Source organism: Streptococcus danieliae (genome assembly GCF_013415245.1).
GTDB classification, from domain to species: domain Bacteria; phylum Bacillota; class Bacilli; order Lactobacillales; family Streptococcaceae; genus Streptococcus; species Streptococcus danieliae_A.
In genome coordinates, this window is record NZ_JACBXX010000028.1 from 1 (window position 1) to 5,638 (window position 5,638).

5 protein-coding genes and 1 pseudogene are annotated in these 5,638 nt (G+C 42.4%); all 6 read left to right on the forward strand.

All coding sequences use genetic code 11. From position 1 onward, the window contains the following. Window positions 1-132 (forward strand): annotated as a pseudogene (locus tag HZY94_RS00550) (IS30 family transposase); the annotation flags it as partial. Window positions 133-160: 28 nt separating this feature from the next. Next, entirely contained in the window at window positions 161-1,057 is an 897-nt protein-coding gene (locus tag HZY94_RS10405; RefSeq protein ID WP_228064517.1) for a hypothetical protein, read from the forward strand. A 272-nt stretch (window positions 1,058-1,329) separates the two neighbouring features. Next, window positions 1,330-2,028 carry an orotidine-5'-phosphate decarboxylase gene (pyrF, locus tag HZY94_RS00560; protein WP_179924516.1) on the forward strand — a complete coding sequence of 233 codons (699 nt, stop codon included), beginning with the start codon at window positions 1,330-1,332 and terminating at the stop codon, window positions 2,026-2,028. Window position 2,029: 1 nt separating this feature from the next. Then, a complete protein-coding gene (gene pyrE, locus HZY94_RS00565; RefSeq protein ID WP_179924517.1) occupies window positions 2,030-2,671 on the forward strand; it encodes an orotate phosphoribosyltransferase in 642 nt (213 codons plus the stop codon). 11 nt (window positions 2,672-2,682) lie between these two features. Continuing rightward, window positions 2,683-3,924, forward strand: coding sequence for an MFS transporter (locus tag HZY94_RS00570; RefSeq protein WP_179924518.1), 1,242 nt, complete (start codon window positions 2,683-2,685; stop codon window positions 3,922-3,924). A gap of 137 nt (window positions 3,925-4,061) precedes the next feature. Next, on the forward strand, window positions 4,062-5,333 hold the full coding sequence (locus HZY94_RS00575; protein WP_179924519.1) for a glutamate-cysteine ligase family protein: 1,272 nt from the start codon (window positions 4,062-4,064) through the stop codon (window positions 5,331-5,333). The last annotated feature ends 305 nt before the right edge of the window (window positions 5,334-5,638 follow it).

Here is a 5,638-nt window from a genome sequence, read left to right on the forward strand (position 1 = left end):
CGCAGGTGGTTACCAAAAGGGACCAAAGAAACAACTCCCAAAGAAGTCGCTTTTATTGAAAATTGGATAAACAATTATCCTAAAAAATGTTTGGACTACAAGTCACCAAAGGAATTTCTTAGTGGTGGCTAATTTCAACTTGAAATTTAGCATTTCTTCGATGAAGGAATTTATCTATGGGGAAAAGTGGCTGAATGCGAATAATTTAAATTTATTTTTGACCGTACCAATAGGATACAAGGCGGAAGATATTACAGCAGATGAAATTTTGAAGGTTACAGTTGATCTTCTAAAGGAATATGAAGTAAAATTTAAGTCTGGCTATGTTAAGAAACGTGGAACAAATCGATTTATTGGATATCCTATTAAAGAATATTTGACAAATTATAATAAGCGCGTGCCGGAGTACGATACTGCAAATCTATTAAACTATGCTGCTCAAAAAGTAGGAGTTTACGAAATGACGGAGGACTTTTATATTTATGATAGGGCTATTGTGAATCAGTTGGAATATGAGTTAATAACACGGATTTCAGCGCATGTGGAACAATTAAAGACTAAGTATAACAAGGCTGTCTATTTATTTCGGATGGATGAGAATATGCATAGAGAGTCGATCAAAAGTGAGAAACTCAAACTCCATCAATATGGTTCACGAATCAATCGTGCGGATGAAAAGGTTGAATTTCACTTACAAGGTTTCCAACCTGACTTCATTTTATTTCTTGAGGATAGCAATTTTTATTTCCAAATCTTCATAGAACCTAAGGGAATGAGTGGAGATAGGTTTGTTAGCGAGCTTTGGAAACAGGATTTATTGCTCTATATGACAGATAATCAAGCTGAGATGGAATTTGAAGATGGTGTAGACAATGTCAAAATCAGTGGTTTAAAATTCTTTACGGCAAATGATGGGCAACACACAATTCCTGAATTGTTGAAAATGACGGAGTTAAGTTACCAAAAAGTGGATGAAGAAATTGATCTTTTGATGATTGGTGATTCATCAGTTCCATACTCTACTGAAGTTGATGACAAAACTTTTGATAAAGAATGAGAATGGTGGTAAAGTCGCTAATTTACTACTCATATATTAAAACTTGGATTTGGTCTTGTGACCAGGTCCTTTTTCTTTTCGAAACAACTATCATTTTAAAAAAGGATTGACAATTATTCGGAATATGATAAACTTTAGACAATTTAGGTTAAATTTCGTTCGAGAATCGATCCATGCGGTTGCTATTATCGGAAAGGTTCGGGCAGATTTGGTCTGAAAAGAAGAAAGGAGTATTGCTGACATTAACGCTATTAGTTGAATAGGAGGTCCCTATGGATAAAACCAAGCCCATTATTGCCTTGGATGTTGCCTCATCCCAGGAGCTCAATGCCTTGTTACAGGATTTAGCTCCGGAATCACTCACTTGTAAAGTTGGAATGGAATGTTACTATAGCCAAGGACCGGCGGTAGTCAAAAGCTTGTTAGAAGCTGGTCATCAGGTATTTTTAGATTTGAAACTGCATGATATTCCAAATACAGTTGCCAAGAGCGTGGCTGTGCTGAGCCAGCTAGGCTGTCACATGTTGAATGTGCATGCTCAAGGAGGCATCAAGATGATGCGAGCTGCTGTGGAAGCTCGAAATGCCTCCAGTCATCAGCCGCTCTTGATTGCCGTGACCCAGTTGACCTCAACTAGTCCGGAAGAATTTCAAAGCCTGCAGGACTCAAAGCAGAATCTAGTCCAAAACGTTCTTCACTTGGCTAAACTGGCCAAAGAGGTTGGCATGGACGGGGTGGTCTGTTCCCCACAGGAAGTGCCCCTTATTAAAGAGGTTTGTGGAGCCGAATTTTTAACGATCACACCTGGTATTCGTCAGCATCTGGTTCCAGAGGATGACCAGGTTCGAGTTGCGACCGTTCAAGAAGCTAAGAGCTTGGGGACGGATTACATTGTAGTGGGACGGCCGGTTACAGCTGCTTCCAATCCTAGCCAAGCCTACCAAACGATTTTGAATGAATGGAGATCTTGAGATGACGTCACCAGTATCCCACCAAGTCGCACAAATTCTATTAGAGATGCAAGCCGTTAGTTTATCTCCAGAAGCTCCGTATACCTGGACCTCGGGCTTAAAATCCCCTATTTATTGCGACAATCGCTTAATCATGAGTTTCCCTAAGCAACGATCCTTTATTGAAGAGCAGCTGGCATCGAGGATTCAGACCGCTTTTCCACAAGTTCAGGTAGTCGCTGGCGTTGCGACAGCAGGAATTCCTCATGCCAGTATGGTTGCCCAATTACTGGATTTACCCCTAATCTATGTTCGCTCTGATGCCAAAAAACACGGGAAGAAAAATCAGATTGAAGGACGATTGCCTGAACATACCAAGGTTGTTCTTGTCGAAGATTTAATCAGTACTGGGAAAAGTGTTTTACAAGCAGCCAAGACACTGGAGGAGCATGGAGCAGAAGTGATCGGTTGTGTCGCTATTTTTAATTACTTATTACCGGTTGGGAAAGCCGCTTTTGCGGAGGCTGGCTATGCCTATACGAGTTTAACGGATTATGAGGCCCTCATTCAACAGGCTTTGTTAAAGGAAGAGTTACAGCCTTTCCGGACCTTATTGGAAAATTGGCACCTGGACCCAGAAGCGTGGTCCCAAGGAATTGAATAAAGGAGTAAGAAATGAGACTGTCAAAAAATGATCGTAATGCTCTAATTTCAGCTATTGTTGCCTCGGGAACAGATGATTTGAATGTTATGTTTTTATCTTTTTCCCTTACCTCCATCATTGCTTCGCTAGCCATTAGTAAGGTTGAGGCGGGTTGGATTGCTACGATTACCAATCTTGGTATGCTCCTAGGGGGGATTGTTTTTGGGATCTTAGCGGATCGTTACAATAAATTTAAAGTCTTTCGTTGGACAGTGGTTATTTTCTCTTTAGCAACAGCCCTCATCTTTTTTACACCAAATCTTCAATACCTCTATGCTATGCGTTTTATTGCTGGTATTGGTGTTGGTGGTGAATATGGCGTTGCAATTGCGATTATGGCTGGATTAGTTCCAAAAGAAAATATGGGAAGAGTGTCTTCTATCAACGGAATCGTCGGACAAATAGGTTCAATAACCTCAGCAGCCTTGGCTGGACTGATTGCCCCGATTTTTGGTTGGAGAGGACTATTTTTGTGCGGTCTTTTACCCCTTCTGATTGTTGGCTGGTCGCTCATCCATGTTGATGCTGACAAGGTCAGCGATTTCGATGAACAGACAGATACGGCTGCTCCAGGCGACAGAGGGAAAATTGGTGATTTATTTAAAACCCGACAAATAGCCTCACAAACGCTTTGTTTAATGGTCATGACAACAGTCCAGATCGCAGGGTATTTTGGCATGATGAACTGGTTGCCAAGCATTATCCAAGAACAAGCAGGTGTTTCGATGAGCGGCTCTTCGATTTGGATGATTACGACAATTCTCGGTATGTGCTTGGGAATGGTTGTTTTTGGTCAGTTACTAGACCGCCTGGGACCTCGCAGGGTCTATAGCGTCTTTCTACTGGCCTCTTCCATGTCGGTTTACCTCTTCAGTTTCGCGAAAACAGGCCTGACTATTCTGATCGCCGGAGCCATTGTTGGATTTTTTGTCAATGGAATGTTTGCCGGTTATGGCGCCATGATTACCCGTCTCTACCCGCACCATGTTCGCTCCCTCGCCAACAATACCATCCTCAACGTCGGACGAGCCATCGGCGGCTTTTCCTCAGTTGTCATCGGCTATATTTTACAACACTCCACCATTCCAGTCGTACTCCTTTTCTTAGCCAGCCTTTACCTCTTTAGCTTGCTGGCGATGTTAAGCATTTCCAATTTGAAAAAAGAAAACTATCAAGAACTAAGACCCCTAGCTGAGGATTCTATAAAGAGCTGAAGCTCTCTCAGCAAGGCTCGGGAAAGTGTGTTTACAAAGTAGATTTTAGGGAGAACTGTAGTGGTTCTCTCTTTTTTGTCTGTAGACCCCAAAAATTTTGGTATACTGGTAGGAACAAAGAAAAAGGGGGCAGGTCCGTGAAGCAATTTTTCCAGGAAAACTATCTTGCAAAACTCAAGGAAAATCCGGAACTTTGCATTGGGATTGAACTGGAATTTCCCATTGTTCACTTGCAGGGACAGGCTACCAATCGGGAGGTATCCCTAGCCTTACTAGACCACCTGGTTCAAACTTTGAATTTTAAGGTTGTCGGCCTAGATAGGCATTATCAGCCCATTGAAATAAGGGCTGAAAATGGAGATGTGATTCTCTTTGAAGTTAGTTATAATACCCTAGAATTTGCTTTTGCTAAGGCTGAGACCGTTTTTCAAGTTGCCGATCGTTTTCAGGTCTATCTCGATACCATTCAGAACTTCTTGCTTTCAAAGGATCACCAGTTGTTAGGTCTGGGAATTAACCCCAATTGGAAGGTCAATGACAATCGGCCAGTTACGACAGGGCGTTACCAAATGCTGATGGATTATTTAGCCTTGGGTGCTAACCATGAGCAGCTCCATGCTTATCCTGATTATGCAGCTTACATTTGTGGCAGCCAGGTCCAGTTCGATGTGAGCAGAAGTCAGTTTTTGCGAGTTCTAAATGCCTTCAATAAAATTGAGGCTGCCAAAGCCTACCTGTTTGCCAACTCATCCTTTGAACCCTTGGAGAACTATGCTCTAGCCCGAGACTATCTCTGGGAAGCTTCTATGCATGGTCTTATTCCTGAGAATGTAGGTCTTTACCCGGACGATTTTACGACAGAGCAAGCCTTCATGGACTATCAATCCCGCTCTTCTCTTTTTTACATTCAACGAAAAGGAGAGTATTATTATTTCGAACCAATTCCGCTTGGCAGCTATCTCGAGCAGGAAGAAATTCAGGCCTATGACCTATCGGGTCAGCTGGTTCGCCTGCAGCCAGAGGTGGCAGATCTGCAGCACCATCGCTCCTATCATTATCAGGAGTTGACCAAGCGGGGGACTCTGGAGTTCCGCAGCATTTGTACCCAGCCCCTTGAAGCAACCTTCGCACCGGCCGCCTTTCATTTGGGTCTCCTCACCAACCTCGACGCCCTCGAAACTCTCCTTGATGGCCATTCCTTTTTTACAACCTACGGCCGAGATTATGCACAACTTCGGCAGCAGTTTTCGAAAAGCCTTTTGGGACAAAAAGAAAAAGAGGCTATGGAACTCTTCGCCCAGCAGCTAGTCAGCTGCGCAAAGGAAGGTCTCCTACAAAGAGGATTGAGGGAAGAAATCTACCTAGAATCACTGGAAAACAAAAAAATTAAAATTTTTTTAAAAAAATGAGAAAAAAGTCTTGCCAAGAAAGTTGTAGTGTTGTATACTAAGAAAGTCCTGAAGGGAGAGTTCCTTAAACGGGACAGTTAGTGGATAAAGGTTCGGGTCATCCGAACCAAGTCAAAAAAACTTCAAAAATTTTTCAAAAAAGTGTTGACAAAGATTTGAGGTTTTGATAAACTAATGAAGTTGTCTCGTGAGAGGCATGACCTTTGAAAACTGAACAAGACGAATACCAATGTGTGGGACACTAGCAATAGTGCCCGGCAAGAAAAAACAATAAATCTGTCAGTGACAGAAATGAGCGCTAGCTC